Below are 15,922 nucleotides of genomic sequence, written 5' to 3'. Positions count from 1 at the left end.
ATGGAGAAGCCATGCGTGTCATGATCACGTGCTTTCCGGCGCCCGCTCACTTCTGGCCGCTCGTACCCTACGCGTGGGCGTTGCAGAGCGCGGGTCACGATGTGCGGGTGGTGGCGCCGTCCGGGTTCCCCTCCCCCTCCGGCATCATATCCACGGACTTCGCGCAGCGCGTAACCGAGTCCGGCATCGTCGCTGTACCCTGTGGGCCGCAGACACCGCTGGCGGTACACGATTGCGACGACCCGGGCTACGCCGACGTGCTCCCGAACCCGGACGAGACCGAGCGATACGTGCGGGCGTTGTCCGTGCACGAGCGCGTCGAGCGTGACATGTGGGACGTCTTCTACCACTACGCGATCCTCGCCATCCGGAACTACCAACCGCCGCGGCCGCGCGAGGACATCGACGATATCGTCGCTTTCGCGAAAAGCTGGCGCCCGGATCTCGTGCTGTGGGAGCCGTGGTTCCCCTGCGGCGCGGTCGCAGCCAAGGCGAGCGGAGCGGCCCATGTCCGTACCCTCATCTCTCCCGACTACACAGCGTGGGCTCACGAGCGGTTCGTGAGCAGGGGACTGCCGAGCATGCTGGCGGAGGCGATGCAACCGCTGGCCGACCACCACGGCGTGACGGTCGACGACGAGCTGTTGCTGGGGCAGGCGACGCTCGATCCGATCCCCGCGGGCATGCGGCTACCCACCCGGACTCCCACCGTTCCCGTCCGGTACCTGCCCTACAGCGGCGGGAGCGTGTCCGAGCGCTGGTTGCGGGACGAACCAACGCGACCGCGAATGGCGATCAGTCTCGGGGTCTCCGCCCGGGCCGTCGACAAGGGCGACAGCACGGGCCGGATCCCGGCGCTGCTCGAGGCGGTGGACGGGCTGGACGTCGAGGTGATCGCAACCCTCAACAAGGACCAGCTCTCCGATCAGGTCGGGACGCTGCCGGACAACGTTCGCGCCATGGACTACGTCCCCTTGTCACAACTGCTGCCGACCTGCTCCGCGCTGGTCAACCACGGGAGCTTCGGGACCGTCATAGCTGGTCTCGCCAATGCCGTACCGCAGATAGTGTGCGACACCGACGAGCCGACGAGGTTCTTCGGCCGCGCGACCCCGGACGGCGTCGAGTGGGATCGAACGTCGCCCAAACAAGGCTACTCGACCCTCACATCGAACTACCTGGCCGACCGGGGTGCGGGGAGCCGGCTCGACCACCAGAAGCAGTCAATCTCCGAGATCCGCTCGATGCTGCGTCGCGTCGTCGAGGACCCCGAAGTGCGCGACGCTGCGCTCCGACTTCGGGAGGAGGAGTGGGCGTCGACACCGACTCCCGCACAACTCGTGCCGTGGCTCGAGAAACTCGCCCAGGAACGCTGATTGTGGATCTCGACTGATGCGCCCCGGGTTCTGTGCAGGCTCTGATCTCACGGAGCGATCGCGGCCGAGGGTCAGCGGATGGCGGCGATCTGCCGGGTCGCGGGCCAGTTGGACGTGCACCCGGGGGCGTTGCGGACGTGGGTCTAGCGGGCCGAGATCGACGCCGGCACGGCACCCGGCCGCACCAGCGATGATGCGGCACGGATCGCCGAGTTGGAACGCGAGGTGCGTGAGTTGCGGCGGGCGAATGAGGTCCTGGAGACGGCCTCGGTGTTTTTCGCCGCCGCGGAGCTCGACCGCAAATCAAGGAGCGTCTGACGATTCCACGCCTAAATGGGAGGTTCCGCTCGCGGTGGTCGTCGACTATGTCGACGGCCACCGCGAGCGAGTTGTCGAGGGGAAGAAGCTCGGGGTCGCCAGCAGGTGGACCGGCCGGCCAGCCGCACCCAGACCTCGCCGAAGTCGACCTCGGCGTCCGCGCCCGGCCGATGAGGCTGCGGGATGAACACCTCGGCCGGCTCCCGGCCCGACTCGCGCCGGACCTCGGCGCGGCGCCAGCCCATGTAGTCCGACACCGTCGCATACGAGATGCCTTCCAGTTCGTGCTCAGCGACCAGCCGATCGAAGATCCGCCTCGCGGCATGCCGTTGCCTGCGAGGAGCGTCCAGATCCGCACGCAACATCGCGTCAACCGCCGGCTTGAACGGATCCAGCCGAGACCGACGCGGCGGCTGCTTCTTCCGCGGCTTCGGAAACGCCGAGGTCAACGCTTCGCGCACCGTCCGGCGATGCACCTGATACTTGCGCGCCAGAGCCCGAACCGACAAGCCCTCGATCCTCGAGTCCCGCCGGATCGCCGCGAACAACTCGACCTTGCTCCGTTGCACGCTGCGCCCCCACGGTCAACAGCGACGGCATCCTCCTCCGACGACTTTGGTGGGGCCAGAGCACGCCCGTAGACGGGGCCAGAACTCACCCTTCGAACCACGCTGGGGTGTGTTGGCCTGGTCGCAATATCGAAGACGCAGCCTTCGTTGGCGGCTGGAAGACTCAGAGAGTAGGGCAGGCCGGAGCGGCATGGACTTGTGCAGACCGGCAGTCCTGCCGCGCCGGGAAATATGCCGATGGGAGCTTCGATATGGCCGCTACACTGCCAGAGACCTTTTTGAATCAGGTTCGCCGGCGGCCCGAAGCGGTTGCCGTGCGGTCAGCCGACGGGTTTCTGACCTTCGATGAACTGAACCGCCGGGCCAATCGCTTAGCGAACCTTCTGATCGAGCGTGGAGTGGAAGCAGAGCAGCCCGTAGCGGTATGTTTCGACCGGTCGTTCGACCTGGTCGTTGCGACACTCGCGGTGATCAAGGCGGGCGCCACGTATGTGCCCCTGGCCACAACGATGCCGACGGAGCGACTGCGGTCGATCAGCGACCAACTCAAGGTGCGGATGGTAATCACCGACGGTTCGACGCCCGCGGCCACGCTGTCCAGCTTCGGCGAGGTGATCACGGCCAGTGACGCTGAACAAACGCCAGAGTCCGAACCGGTGGTTTCGGTAGCTGAGGACCAGCTTGCCTACGTTCTCTTCACTTCAGGATCGGGTGGCGCGCCTAAAGGTGTCGGAGTTTCTCACCGCAGTGTGATCGGGCTCATCGAAGACCAGACCTGGAACGATTCAGTGTTCAGTCGGATTCTCATGATCGCACCGTATGCATTCGGAATGTCGACGTTTGAATTGTGGGCACCGCTATTGCGTGGTGGACAAATTGTCCTGGCACACCCGGGCGAGTTCGACATCGATGCGCTGCGCGACGATCTTAAGCGGGGCGACGCGACCGCAGTTCACTTGACATCGGGGCTCTTCAGGCTCGTTGCCGAGGAGGATCCTGCCTGTCTTTCATCCGTGCGTGAAGTCATGACCGGTGGTGACGTCGTCTCGCCAGAGGCGGTGCGTCGGATCCTTTCCGCAAATCCGGATATCCGGGTTAGAGTGATGTACGGACAGACTGAGACCACTCTGTTCGCCACCCAGTTGCCGTTGACGCAGCACGCGCAGGTCGGTGCTTTCGTCCCGCTCGGTCAGGCTCTCGATGACAAGCGACTTTACGTGCTCGATGAGAGCTTGAACCGAGTAGCCGAAGGTGGGGTCGGCGAACTGTACGTTGCGGGCGGCTGCCTGGCGCGGGGGTATGTCGGCCGCCCTGATCTCACTGCGGAGCGGTTCGTTGCGGACCCGTTCGGCGCTCCGGGCGAGCGGATGTTTCGTACCGGTGATCTGGTCCGGCAGACCGCCGGCGGCTCGCTCGAGTTCCTCGGGCGGGCTGACCAGCAGATCAAGATCCGTGGCTTCCGGGTCGAGCTGGGAGAGGTCGAGGCCGCACTTCGAACGCATCCGGCCGTGGCGGATGCGGTGGTCGTCGGCACCTCGAGCGACGAGGATCAGCGGTTGGCCGCCTACGTCGTCCCCTGTGCGGGCGGCGTCGACTTCGGCGGGCTGCGCACCCACCTGGCCAGGGCTCTGCCCGATTACATGGTGCCCGCCGCGTTCACCGCCATCGACGCGATACCGGTAACCGTCAACGGGAAGGTGGATCGAGATACTCTGCCGGAGCCGGAGTTCGACCGGGCCAAGCAACATCGTGCGCCGCTCAGCCCACGTCAGGAAACGCTGTGCGCCATCTTCGGCAAGACCTTGAATGTCGACCAAGTCGGCCTCGACGACAGCTTCTTCGATCTGGGCGGGCAATCGCTCCAGGCGGCGCGACTCGTGTTGCGCATCGAGGCTGAGCTGGGCGTGAAGCTCAGCGTAGTGGAGATATTCGATATCCCCACCGTCGCGCTCATTGACCAGCACATCACCGCGATTCACGGCGACCAGGTCGCCAGGGCGAGCTAACAGGAAGGATTCCGGATATGTCGAATCCGTTCGACCGCGAGGACGGCCAGTTCATCGTGCTGGTCAACGAAGCCGGTCAACACTCCCTCTGGCCCGAGTTCGTGGTGGTGCCCGCGGGCTGGCGGGTGGCCCTCGCTGCGACAGATCGCACGTCCTGTCTGCGTTACGTCGCGAAGAACTGGACCGACCTCCGCCCACGTGGTGCTGGCCGCAACCAGGGTGCGGCGTGATGGCGCTCGAGCAGAACTCTGTCTATACGGGCATGAGGGTCGACCACGTTCGGTTCTTCGTCCAGGATTCCGCATCAGCGGCGGACCTGTGGACCCGAGGCTATGCCTTGTCGGAGTTCCAGCGGATCGAAGACGGCCGAAGCCGCACCGTCGGAGTTGGGCGCGGTGACATCCGGTTGCTGTTCACCGAGCCGCGTGTACCTGACCATCAGGCCGCCATCTACGTCTCCCGACACGGAGACGGAGTCGCCGACATCGGGCTCGGCGTGGCCGACGCTCGGACTGCGTTCCACGAGGCGGTAAGTCGCGGCGCTGTACCGCTACACGGGCCAACCGAAGATGACGGGGTGGTGACGGCGCGCGTCTTGGCCTTTGCGGATGTCGCCCATACCTTCGTGCAGCGCGCCGCGAGCGGACCGCTTCCCCTGGCCGGTCCGCCTTCCGCGCGTGACATCGGCGCTCCTGCTATCGACCACTTCGCTGTCTGCCTGCCCGGCGGGCAGCTCGATTCGACCGTGGCGTTCTACGAAGAGGTACTCGACTTCCGCGTCGTGTACGAGGAGAAGATATTCGTTGGTAGACAATCTATGAATTCCAAGGTTGTGCAAAGTACCTCCGGCGCCGTCACCTTCACTCTGATCGAGCCGGACTTGGCCAAGTCGCCAGGCCAGATAGACACCTTCCTGCGTGACCACGCCGGTGCGGGGATTCAGCATGTGGCGCTCCGGGTGACGGACATTGTGCGGGCGGTCGACCAGGTCCAGGCGGCTGGTGTTCAGTTCCTTTCAACGCCCGGACAGTACTACGACCGTTTGGATGAACGGATTGACCTGGAAAGGCATTCAATAGAAGAACTGCGCGTACGTGGCATTCTGGCTGATGAGGACCATGACGGGCAGCTGTTCCAGATCTTCGCCAAGCCGGTCGGCCCGCGCAATACCTTCTTCGTCGAGCTGATCGAACGCCTTGGCGCGACAACTTTCGGGAGCGGAAACATCAAGGCGCTCTATGAGGCGGTCATGCAAAGCCACGGTGCAATCGAGGGCGCAGCATGAGCGATGACACGTTCCCGCTTTCGCACACTCAGTCGCTGGTCGTGGTTGACCCAACAACGCGATCAGCAGCGCCGCGCCACCGGTGTTGAGGTCGACCGCCCAGGTCACCGGCACGGTCACCTCCGCATTCGGTTGGGTCATGGTCCCAGCAGACGACCTCGCCGACGTGTCCTTACACAGCGATCAGCTCGCACATCCCGATTAGCGGTCGAGCCGCGAACCCTACGACCGGCCCGAAACACCTGGCCAGAAGGTAAGAAACCATGACGACCATGGAAACTTCGACTGGCGCTGGCGAGCGGTGGCCGCTGTCAGCGAATCAAGAGTTCCTATGTGCCCTCGATCAGGGCGACGCCGAGGGGCCGTTTGGTCCTCGTCACCATATCGTCCACGGGTGGCGCATCCATGGACAGGTCGACGTGCAGGCGTTGCAGAGCGCGCTCGATGACATCATCGTGCGCCACGATGCGTTGCGCTCTGTGATCATCCGTGATCCGGAAGCGCGGTGCCAGGTCGTCCATCAGCCGACTCCCGCGGAACTGACCGTTCGGGACCTTCCAGGGATCGAGCCGGAAGAGCGGGGACGCCGAATCGACGCCTTGCTTGTCGAGGAGGAGACGGCCGACTTCGGCGCATCCTCGGTACCGAAACTTCGCGCGGTCCTCAACCGGTTCGACGACCACGACGCCCTGCTCGTGCTCGTCGTGCACCATGCGGCCGCGGACGGGTGGTCCGTGCAGGTTATCTTTCGCGATATCGCGGCCCGATATGCGACCCGGACCGGACACGAGGGCCATGAGCTCGCAGAGCCGCAGCAGTATCGCGACTTCACGACGTGGCAGCTTGCGAGATTGGGCGATCCCGCCGAGAATTCGTCGCGTCATTACTGGCAGGATAAGCTGCGAGGTGGGGAAACCCTGACCATGCCTGCGGACCGGCCGCGATCGAGGGGCTTGCCGCAGACAACAGCCATGTACCGGTTCGAAGTGGACGCTGAGCTGATGGCTGGCGTGTCCGCGCTAGCCAGGGAAGTGCGTGGGTCCTCCTTTATGGTGCTCCTCGCCGCTTTCACGATCGCGGTCAACCGGATGTCCGGAGCGACGGACATCTCCACGCCGACATTGACGCCTGGCCGTGAATATGGCCGTTTCGACGAGGCGGTCGGTCTATTCTTCAATTTCGTACCGATCCGCATGGATGTCACGGCATGCACCAAGTATCGGGACGTGCTGCAGCTCACTCGAAACACCTGTCTGGAGGCATACGTCCACGACATTCCGGCGATCCCGGGCGAAGCACCCGAGTTCATGCGACCGATGGCGGTGGACAATGAGGTTCCGATCATCTTCCAAGTCTTTCCCTTTCCCTTCCCTCTCGACGGCACCCGAGTGGGGGACCTGGAGTACAGTGAGATTCGGCGGCGGCTCGGCTCACAATCACGCACGTCGGATATCCCGGACGGCGTATTGTGGACACTCACCGTTGACACGACGGGCGAGCTTATCGGTAACATCGCGTACAAGGACGGGCTCGTTGACCGAAGCTCTATCGCGCAGTGGGTGAGCCGATTCCGTGCTGAACTGAAGAACTTGGTGACCGGCCCCGACGGCGTGGTGCTGCTTCTGCGAAGTGCGTCGCGTAATTTGGTCGAGTGATTGGAGCAGCGGTGATGAGCCCATTCGACGACAAGTGAGCGATTCATAGTCTCGGCAACACCGGCAATCAGCACGCATTTGTGGCCACAACTCGTCAGGAACCAATTCCTCAACCATGCCAACAGGATCTAATACAGCCTCTCTAAGAGCGTGTCTCACGTGGATTTTATGATCTTGTGTCCATGATCTTGGGTCGTGGTTGATCGGTTGTCGATGCGGTTGGTGCCGGACGAGTTGTGGGTGCTGGTGGAGCCGTTGGTTCCGGAGTTCCGGGCTTGTCGGCAGGGTGGCGGGACGGCGCCGTTGCCGGCTCGTGCGGTGTTCACCGCGATCGTGTACGTGTTGGCCAGTGGGTGTTCGTGGCGGGATCTGCCGCCGTTGTTCGGGGTGCCGTTTCAGACCGCGCACCGACGTTTCGGCCAGTGGACCAAGGCTGGGTTGTGGCGTCAGCTTCACCATGCGGTATTGGAGGAGTTGGGCAGCTGTGGGTTGATCGACTGGTCCCGCGTCATCGTTGATGCGGCATCGGTGCGTGCGAAGAGGGGGATCGCTGACCGGGCCGAGCCTGGTCGACCGCGGCAAGCCCGGTTCGAAGATCCACGTCATGTCCGAACGCGGTGGGGTGCCACTTGTCGTTGGTGTGGTGTTCACCGCACCGCGGTGGTTGATCATCACGCCCTTGGGTGCACCGGTCGAACCGGAGGTGTAGATCACGTAGGCGAGGTCGTCCGGGCCCCGGTCCGGCGTGCTCACCGGCTCCCGCGTGCCCGGCTCGGTGTCCGGGACGTCCAGCACGACGGCGCCGTCCGGCCAGTCCACCCCTTCGACCAGGCAGGGCTGGGTCACCACGACGGCGGCGCCCGCGTGGTCGAGCAGGTGGTGCAACCGATCCCGCGGCACCCGCGGATCCACCGGCACGAAGAACCCGCCCGCCGCGGGCACCGCGAGCGAGGCGACGACCTGCTCCCACCCCTTGCCCATGACGATCGCGACGGCGTCACCGGGCCGCATACCCGTCGCGAGCAGCCGGGCGGCGAGCCTGTTCACCCGGTCGCCGAGCTACCGGTAGGTCAGCTGCCCGCCCGGGTGGATGACCGCCGGCTCTTCGGAGTGCCGCAACGCGGCGTGGTGGAACAATTCGTGCAGCAACCGCTCGGAATCGGCGAATTCCGTGGCCGTATCGTTCGATTCTGCAATCATGTCGTTGTCGTCCACCGACAACAGCGTTCCGCCGATCGAAATATACGCGCCCAACATAGTGTGTCGCTGAATTGTCGATAGAATGGAAGTGGTATGCCGAATTTTCCGGCGCGCCACGATATTGCATTTTTCCAAGATGTCCAGTTCGGTGGACGAGTCCGGATCGAGCAGCAGCTCCAGCCGTTCCCGCGCGGTGCGCTTGCCGAGCGAGTGCTGCCGCTCGACCGCCTTCCGGTTCCCCGCGACGATCTCCGCGCGCAGCAGGCCGTGCCGCTGCCTGAGCGAGCCCATCGTCGGCGGGGCCTGCTCCGGTTCCGGCTCGCCGACGTCGCCGGGCCGCACCACCCGCAGGCTCGCCGCCCGCACTCCGGCCGGCGGCCGCGAGTGCTCGGCCGGGTCGGAACTCATCAGGCGGCCCTCCGGTCCTCCCGGACGTCGTGGTTCTCGCGGCCTCGCCGCGCCCACTCGCGTTCCATTTCGGCGACGAGGTCGCTCCACACGATGCCCCGGCCGAGCCGGCCATCCGGTTCGGGGGTTCTCGGCTCGATCGGGACGGGCACCGCGGCCTGGTTGGTAGTCACGAGATGGCCTTTCTGTCGTGGGCTGGCACGGTGCCGGTGTGCTCGAACCGGCCGCCGTGAAAGAGCAGCGCCGAATCACCCACGCCGCGAGTGGCTTCGAGCACCTCGCCGACGAAGATCGAGTGGTCGCCCCCGCCGTACACCTTGACCAGCTCGCATTCCAGCCAGGCAAGGGCACCGGCGACCAGCGGGGTACCGGTACGCGGGCCGCGCACCCACTCGATGGCGTCGAACTGGGCCCGGCCGCGCGGCCGCCGCGAGTCGGCGAAGTGCCGCGCCACCTCCTGCTGGTCCCCGGCGAGCACGGAAACCGCGAACGACCGCGCGGACATGATCACCTCGTGCATCCGCGCCGCCTTGGCCACGCAGCACAGCACGAGCGGCGGCTCCAGCGACACGACGTGAACGCGTTCGCCGTCATCCCGTGGCCGTCCCGGCCGCCCGCGGTGAGCACGGTGACCCCGGTGGCGAACTGCGCCATCACCTCGCGCTGCGAGGCCTGCCTCGACAACCGTTGCGTCGGCGGGCGCGGCAACCTGGCTATCGGCCGATGGTCACCTGCGGAACCGTCGTCGGCCACGTCATCCTCCCGCGGTCAGCATGGCCGCGTTCGCCGAGTACGGAGCGAGCGCGGCACGCAGCTCCTCGGGAACCCTGGCCGGGACGGTGTTCGTGTTCGGGCCGCGCATGCACGCGATCCGCTGCCTGCCGCGGGCGACCAGGATCTCGCCGTCCTCGTGCAGGTGCACGTAGTCGAAGCTGAACTGGATCTGGGTCTGGGTCAGCTCCTCGAGCCGCATCCGGATGGACAGCTCGTGGAACGCGGTGATCTCGGCGAAGAACTCACACTCGACCTTCAGCGTGAACAGCTTCAGGTCGTCGCGAACCTCCGCCAGCACGGTCGGTGCCTTGATCCTTGAGGAACGTCTCCCGGCAACGTCCCTGCCAGCGCAGGTAGTTCACGTAGTAGACGTTGCCGACCAGGTTGGTCTCCTCGAACCCGACGGTGTGCCGGATCTCGTAGTAGTCCGTCATGCTCAGGCTTCCTCTCCCGCGAGTACCGCGAACACCACCGGGGCGGGCCGGTCGTGCACCACCGTCGCCCAGGTCGCGATCTTCGCCCCGCCAGCGGACAGCACGGCCCAGCCGTCCTGATGCACCCGGTGCACGGCCAGCGACTGGGTCAGCTCACCGGTCTTGCGGACGCACTCCAGCGCGGTCCACACCCTCGTGCGCGACACCGTCACCGGCTCGCCCGACTCGACGGCGAGCAGGTCGCTCACCGCGAGCAGCTCGGCGCCGAGCAGGCCGGCCCAGTCCTGTTCGCCGCGCTCGGTGGCGGCCTCGGCGTCGCAGGTGAGCTTGCCGGAACCGGCCACCACGAACGTCAGGCCCGCGGTGTGCGAGGCCGAGACCTCGAACCCGTCCGCCTCCGGCTTGCCGTCCGGGCGGTAGCGCAGCCGCACCAGCCTGCCCGCCGCCCTGCTCGCGGCCAGCTCGGTCTGTGCCCTGCGCTGCGCGGTCGTGCCGACGTCGCCGTCGGCGGGGTCGGGCTCGACTACCACCGCCCGGTGGCCACCGAGCACCCGCTCCAGCGCACGCTCCACATAGGATCCGAGTACGGCCGGAACCCACGGTCCGGCGCCGTCCCGCTTGCGGACCGCCCGCAGGGTCAGCCCCTCCCAGCGCTCCACCAGCTCGCCGTCCTGGGCCCGCACGTCGAGGTCGTAGACGTAGGTGTCGCCGTCCTGCGACCGCTCCACCGCGTCCAGCACCACGTACTCCAGGGCCTGCTGCCGCTCGCGGTCGGCGAGGTACAGCCGCTCGATGCCCTGCGGCAGCAGCGTCGCGTCCGGGACGCAGCACTGGATCGCGTGCATCATCGCGTCCCGCGTACCCGGGTCGGCCAGGATCCGTTCCTGCGGAAGGAACGGCGCGAACCACGCGGCCTCGGACCTGGTGGAGATCTCGGCCACCGCCTGCCGCGCGCTCGCCCTGCGGTAGGCCAGCAGCCGCTGGAACCGCTTGCCCTGGAACAGCACGCTGCCGTAGAGCTCGGTCACCGGGTCCACCGGAACCGCCGACAGCTCGTGCGCCCCGGTGACCTCGCCCCGTTCCGGCTCGGGGCCGGAGTACCTTAGCCTGGCCCGGAAGTGGTCCGCGCCGAACCCGGTGTCCCCGCTGCGGATCACGACGTCGACCGTGTCCTGGTCGCGGACCAGTGCGGCCACCCTGATCGTGGTCGAGCCCGTGCGGGGCACCACGATCGGCCGGAGGAACTCGACGCCGTCCAGCCGCGGCGAGCCCGTCCGCCCGCTCACCGCCGCGGCCACCTGGGTCATCGCCTCCATGCCCAGCACCGCGGGGAAGAGCAGGTCGCCGTCGAGCAGATGGTCGCCGAGATAGGGATCGCTGCCGTCGGCGAGATCGGCCTCGGTGATCAGCTCGATCCCGGGGTAGTGCACGACGGCCCTGTCCACGAACCTGGTCAGCGGCAGCTCGGGCCGCTCGATGGGCAGCGTGGCCAGCCCGCCCGTGCGGCCACCGACGACGAGCACCGGCGGCGCCCCTGGGTCGGCGAGCACCTGGCGCAGCACGTCGATGCCGTTCTCGGTGGAGATCGGGGTGATGCCGTCGCGCTGCAACGCCTCGACCACGCCCAGCTTCTCGCCCATCCCGGCGCCGGACCACACCGACCACTCCATCGCCACCACACGGGCCCCTGGGTGTTCCTGGCCGAACCGCAAGGTCAGCTCGGACATCCAGTCGTTGGCGGTGGCGTAGTGCGCCTCTCCGCGCAGGCCCGCCCTGCCGATGATGCTGCCGAAGGTCACCAGCAGCTTGATCCGGTCGGCGTCCACAGCGGACAGTACCGCTTTCAGGCCGTCCACCTTGGGCGCCACCGTCGAACGGAATCCCTGCTCGGTAAGGGAGAACAGGGCCGCGGGTTCGTTCCGCCCCGCCCCGTGCAGCACCGCGGTGACCTGGCCGAGGCTGGCCTGCACCTGCTCGACCGCCTCGCCCACCTGCCCGGCCGACGTCACGTCGGCCCGCACGTAGCGGTACCGCACACCCGCCGCGTCGAATCTGGACAGGTTGGCCGCCAGCTCGGTGTCCTCGGCCGGGTCGGCCCTGCCGAGCAGGGCCAGTTTCGCCCCGGAATCCTTCGCGATCGCCAGCGCGCACTCGGCCGTGATGCCCTTGCCGCCTCCGGTGACCAGCAGTACGTCGCCCTCGCCGAGCGGCGACGTGCCGGGTTCGACCGTCCTCGCCTGCCTCGCCTCCAGCATCGGCACGGTCCGCCTGCCGTCGGCGGTGTACCGCACCTCGGCGAAGTCCGTCGTGGCCGCCACCTCGGCGACCACGGTGGACACCGCGTCGGCGAGCGCGTCGCCCGAGGGCACGATGTCGTCGAGGTCAACGATCGTGGTTCGCGTCGAAGGGTCCTCCAGCCGCAGCGTCCTGGCCAGCCCGGCCGCCCCGAGCCCGCGCTGCACCACGACGAACCGGGTACCGGTCGGTGCGGCCAGCGCCGCCCTGCCCGCGTCGAGGAACAGGCCGAGGTGGCCGGCACCGCAGTCGGCGGGCAGGCACAGCAGCACGCCGTCGCCGACCCCCGCGCCGGCCAGCGCGGCTCGCAGCGGTTCGGCCAGCGGGTGGCCGTCCGGGGCGAACACGGTCCACTCGTGCGTCGCGCCCCCCGCCGAGCCGAGATCGGCGCCCGGGCGCGGCCGCTCGACGTAGTCCACGGCGAACGAGCGCACCCACGGCTCGACGCCCGGCACCTCGCCGGCCCCGGACGTCTTGTCCTTGGCCTGCTCGGTCTCGGCCAGCTCGTCGATCATCTCGGCCAGGTCACCGAGGCACGCGGTGGCGACGTTGGGCATGCCCTCCAGCGGCGGGCGGCCGAGCGCCCTGGTCACCTCGTTGACCAGCTGGCCGACCGTGATGGAACTCAGGTGCAGGTCGTCCAGCGGGTGGCTGTCCGCGGTGACGGTCTCCAGCGGCAGCTCGACGCGCTCCGCGGCCAGCTTGCGCAGCAGATCCAGCGTGCTGCCACCGCCACCGGTCGGTTCGGCCGCTTCCTGCCTTGGCCGCTCGGCGGGTTCGGCGGACACCAGCGCGGCGTCGATCGCCGGAGCCGACTCACATGGGCTGGCCAGGAAGGTCATATCGCCTTCGAGCGAGATCGGCCGCACAACCCTGCCCTCGAACAGGGCCTCGGTCCGCACGGGCGCGCCGAGGCTGAACGCCGCGCCCGCGACGGAAAGCAACGACGACAACGAGCCGCTGTCGGTGTCCACCGACAGCACCGGGGTACCCGGCGCGATCGACTCGAGCAGCCCGGCGAGTACCCGGCCGGGACCGACCTCGAGCACGAGATCGCAGCCCTCGGCCGCCTTCGCCGCGGCCTCGCGGAACCGCACCGGCAGCACGACCTGGTCGCGCAGGAGCTCGCCGAGGTCCTCGGCGCCGTGCAGCACCTCACCGGTCACGGTGGACACCACCGCCCCGCTGAGCCGGTCGAACCCGAACCCGGCCAGTTGCTCGGTCAGCGCCTCGGCGGCCGGTTCGACGGCGGGCGAGTGGAACGCGTGCGAGACGTTGATCCTCGTCGCGGTCACGCCGGCGGCCCGCGCCTTCGCGCACACCCTTTCCACCGCCTCGGCGGGGCCGGAGATCACGGTCTGCCTCGGCGCGTTGTACCCGGCGATCACCACGTCTTCGCCGTCGGCGAAGCGCTCCACGCCGTTCGGGTCGGTGGCCAGCCCGGCCATCGCCCCGTCGCCGTGGCTGGCGCTCGCCATCACCTTGCCGCGGATCGCGGCGAGCCGGAGCACCTGCGCCTCGTCCATCGCCCCGCCCCAGTGCAGCGCGACCAGCTCGCCGAGGCTGTGCCCGGCCGCGATGGCCGCCTCGATACCGAGCTCGCCGAGCACCCGCAACGCCGCGAGGGAGCCGGTGACGATGCGGGGCTGGGCCACCTCGGTCGCCACCTGGTCGCCGCCCTCGGGCAGGTTCGCGATCCGGAAGATGTCGTCGGCCGAGAGGAACCGGCGCCGCAGCGCGCCGGCGGTACCCCGGCCAGAGCCCTGCCCGGGGAACAGGTATGCGATGCGCGGGGCACTCGTCCTGGCCGCGGCGAAGACGCCCTCACCGGCGGCGAAAACACTGGTCGCCCCTCCTTCGAGCGTGCTGAGCAAGCGGGTCAGCTTGCGCTCGGCCTCGTCCGGCGTGCTCGCCACGACCGCGGCCCGCGCGGCCCCGCCGGTCAGCGTGCCCGCCAGCGCCCCGGCCAGGTCGGTCAGCTCGGCCATCGCCAGCTTGCCGACGAACCCCGCCACCTTTTCGATCCGCTCGCGCAGCTCGGCGAGGTCGCCCGCGTCGAGCAGGAGCAGCTCCGCGTCCTGCCTTCCAGTGACCAGGTTCCTCGTGGTGTCGTCCAGTTCCACGCGCCGCGGCACGCCGGGGGCCTGCTCGACGGCGATATGCGAGTTGATCCCGCCGAAGCCCATCGCGGAGACCCCGGCCCGGACCGGCCGCTCGGCGGGCCACAGCCCCGCCTCGCCCGGCACGTACATCGCCGCCGACTCCGCCAGCAGCTGCGGGTGCGGGTCGACGTGGCCGGTGGCCGGTGGGATCACCTGGTGGTATACGGCGAGGGCCGCCTTGATCAACCCGGCGACCCCCGCCGCTGCCTTGGTGTGCCCGAGGTTTCCCTTGATGGTGCTGAGCGCGGCCGGTTCGGCGCTCGCGTCCGCGTCCCGGCGGGCCGACGAGAGCGCCTCGATCTCGGTGGCGTCGCCGACCGCGGTCCCGGTGCCGTGTCCCTCGAAATAGGACACCGTTTCCACGCCGTAGCCCGCGCGGCCGTAGGCCCGCGCCAGCGCGAGCCGGTGGCCGCCGACCTCCGGCCGTGTGATGCCGCCCTTGCCGTCCGAGGAGATTCCCCAGCCGGTGATCGAGGCGTAGATCCGCGCGCCCCTGGCGAGCGCGTCGCTCTCCCGCATCAGCACCAGCATCCCGGAACCCTCGCCAGGCCAGAAGCCGTTCGAGCCCCGGTCGTAGACCTTCATCTCACCGGTGGCCAGCGCGCCGGTCTTGGCGAAGCCGATCACCTCGAACGGGTCGATCGAAAGGTCGACGCCACCGGCGAGCGCCACGTCCAGCTCACCGTCGGCCAGCGCGTTCGCCGCCGTCGCGACGGACAGCAGCGACGACGAGCACGCGCCGTCGACGGTGAACCCGCCGCCCTTGAAGTCGAAGTGGTTGCAGATCCGGCCCGCGATCGTGTTGGCGAGCCCACCGGCGAGCGTGTCCTCGTCGATCCCGGGGAACGGCGCCTTGTACCGCTGCTCCAGCTCGCCGAGGAACGTCGCCGTCTCGTCCTGACCCCAGCCCTTCTCAGTCAGCGCGGCGGCCACGGTCCGCCGGACGTAGGGCCAGCGCAGCCGCATGAGGTTGGCCCTGGAGAACTCGCCGGTAAGGCTGTTGCCCAGAACGACACCGGTCGACTCCCTCGGCAGTCCTTCGCCGCCGGGCAGTCCGGCGTCGGCCAGCGCCCTCGACGCCACCTCGAGCGCCAGCCAGTGGGTCAGGTCGGTGGAGCGGTACGTGCTCCCCGCGACCTTGTACCGCACCCGGTCGAACTCGAAGTCGCGCAGCACGGCCGCCTGCTGCGAGTAGAACCGGTCCGGGGCTTCGGGATCGGGTGACCAGTAGTCCTGGCTGTTCATCCGTTCGTCCGGCAACCGCCGGAAAGCCCGGCGCCCCGCCAGCACGTTTTCCCACAGCTCACCCGGCGAGTTGGCGTCCGGATAGCACAGACCGACACCGACGATCGCGACCCGCTCGACACCCATCAGGACCACCACATTCCCGCCGTTCGCGCATCCCGTCCGCCACGACATACGGCCACCGTCCTGGCGTTC

The 15,922-nt window shown here is 68.1% G+C and carries 9 protein-coding genes and 4 pseudogenes; 6 read left to right on the top strand and 7 right to left on the bottom strand.

Annotated elements, in window-relative coordinates; translation table 11 throughout:
* Window positions 1–11: 11 nt before the first annotated feature.
* Entirely contained in the window at window positions 12–1,376 is a 1,365-nt protein-coding gene (locus ACLJQF_RS18420; protein ID WP_410610149.1) for a nucleotide disphospho-sugar-binding domain-containing protein, read from the top strand.
* Window positions 1,377–1,705: 329 nt separating this feature from the next.
* On the opposite strand, the gene ACLJQF_RS18415 is transcribed toward ACLJQF_RS18420, so the two are convergent.
* A complete protein-coding gene (locus tag ACLJQF_RS18415; RefSeq protein WP_410610148.1) occupies window positions 1,706–2,263 on the bottom strand; it encodes a hypothetical protein in 558 nt (185 codons plus the stop codon).
* Window positions 2,264–2,514: 251 nt separating this feature from the next.
* Here ACLJQF_RS18415 and ACLJQF_RS18410 point away from each other — a divergent pair, with 251 nt between their 5' ends.
* From ACLJQF_RS18410 to ACLJQF_RS18390, 5 genes and pseudogenes are all read left to right on the top strand, one after another.
* The gene (locus ACLJQF_RS18410) at window positions 2,515–4,269 is read left to right on the top strand and encodes an amino acid adenylation domain-containing protein (protein ID WP_410610146.1); all 1,755 of its coding nucleotides are present in this window, start codon (window positions 2,515–2,517) and stop codon (window positions 4,267–4,269) included.
* Window positions 4,270–4,286: 17 nt separating this feature from the next.
* Window positions 4,287–4,499, top strand: a complete 213-nt coding sequence (locus tag ACLJQF_RS18405) for an MbtH family protein (RefSeq protein WP_410610145.1) — start codon at window positions 4,287–4,289, stop codon at window positions 4,497–4,499.
* Window positions 4,499–5,554 carry a 4-hydroxyphenylpyruvate dioxygenase gene (hppD, locus tag ACLJQF_RS18400; protein WP_410610143.1) on the top strand — a complete coding sequence of 352 codons (1,056 nt, stop codon included), beginning with the start codon at window positions 4,499–4,501 and terminating at the stop codon, window positions 5,552–5,554. Before ACLJQF_RS18405 ends, hppD begins: the two co-directional genes overlap by 1 nt.
* Before the next feature lie 263 nt (window positions 5,555–5,817).
* Window positions 5,818–7,209, top strand: a complete 1,392-nt coding sequence (locus ACLJQF_RS18395) for a condensation domain-containing protein (protein ID WP_410610141.1) — start codon at window positions 5,818–5,820, stop codon at window positions 7,207–7,209.
* Between the two features lie 195 nt (window positions 7,210–7,404).
* Window positions 7,405–7,852, top strand: a pseudogene (locus tag ACLJQF_RS18390) (IS5 family transposase); the annotation flags it as partial.
* Between the two features lie 47 nt (window positions 7,853–7,899).
* Here the strand turns inward: ACLJQF_RS18390 and ACLJQF_RS18385 are convergent.
* The 6 genes and pseudogenes from ACLJQF_RS18385 to ACLJQF_RS18360 form a co-directional block, all read right to left on the bottom strand.
* Window positions 7,900–8,220 (bottom strand): annotated as a pseudogene (locus tag ACLJQF_RS18385) (AMP-binding protein); the annotation flags it as partial.
* Between the two features lie 48 nt (window positions 8,221–8,268).
* The gene (locus tag ACLJQF_RS18380; RefSeq protein ID WP_410610140.1) at window positions 8,269–8,817 is read right to left on the bottom strand and encodes a hypothetical protein; all 549 of its coding nucleotides are present in this window, start codon (window positions 8,815–8,817) and stop codon (window positions 8,269–8,271) included.
* Window positions 8,817–8,990: a DUF6222 family protein gene (locus tag ACLJQF_RS18375; RefSeq protein ID WP_378195736.1), complete on the bottom strand. Its 174-nt coding sequence runs from the start codon at window positions 8,988–8,990 to the stop codon at window positions 8,817–8,819. The genes ACLJQF_RS18380 and ACLJQF_RS18375 overlap by 1 nt, the downstream gene beginning before the upstream one ends.
* Window positions 8,987–9,471: pseudogene (locus ACLJQF_RS18370) on the bottom strand (flavin reductase family protein). Before ACLJQF_RS18370 ends, ACLJQF_RS18375 begins: the two are co-directional and overlap by 4 nt.
* A gap of 100 nt (window positions 9,472–9,571) precedes the next feature.
* Window positions 9,572–10,025: pseudogene (locus ACLJQF_RS18365) on the bottom strand (acyl-CoA thioesterase).
* A gap of 2 nt (window positions 10,026–10,027) precedes the next feature.
* Window positions 10,028–15,853 carry an SDR family NAD(P)-dependent oxidoreductase gene (locus tag ACLJQF_RS18360; RefSeq protein ID WP_410610138.1) on the bottom strand — a complete coding sequence of 1,942 codons (5,826 nt, stop codon included), beginning with the start codon at window positions 15,851–15,853 and terminating at the stop codon, window positions 10,028–10,030.
* Between the last annotated feature and the right edge of the window lie 69 nt (window positions 15,854–15,922).

The organism is Amycolatopsis sp. lyj-109 (genome assembly GCF_046548995.1).
Taxonomy (GTDB): domain Bacteria; phylum Actinomycetota; class Actinomycetes; order Mycobacteriales; family Pseudonocardiaceae; genus Amycolatopsis.
Note: the sequence above shows the minus strand (reverse complement) of the source record. Positions and strands in the feature narration are given on the sequence as shown.